Annotated in this window: 1 tRNA gene; it reads left to right on the top strand. The window is 41.2% G+C overall.

Features of this window, described 5'->3' with window-relative positions:
- Positions 1-99 precede the first annotated feature (99 nt).
- Positions 100-171: transfer RNA gene (locus OCV43_RS11885), tRNA-Asn, on the top strand.
- Positions 172-228: the final 57 nt, after the last annotated feature.

Genomic DNA, 228 nt, shown 5'->3' with positions numbered 1-228 from the left:
GACTGTTACTAATCGGTCGAGGGCTTGACCAAAGCAACTCGGAAACAATCTGTATGAAGTTTTGAAGGTATGTTATAAAATAGCATAGCCTATTAATAATCCTCGATAGCTCAATGGTAGAGCGCACGGCTGTTAACCGTGATGTTGTAGGTTCGAGCCCTACTCGGGGAGTTTTTTTATCAACATTGATAAATAATATATGGCTCCGTGGTCAAGCGGTTAAGACAT

Source organism: Roseburia amylophila (assembly GCF_025567465.1).
Classification (GTDB): Bacteria; Bacillota; Clostridia; order Lachnospirales; family Lachnospiraceae; genus Roseburia_C; species Roseburia_C amylophila.
The sequence above is the reverse complement of the archived record's forward strand: the minus strand, read 5'-3'. Positions and strand labels throughout refer to the sequence as shown.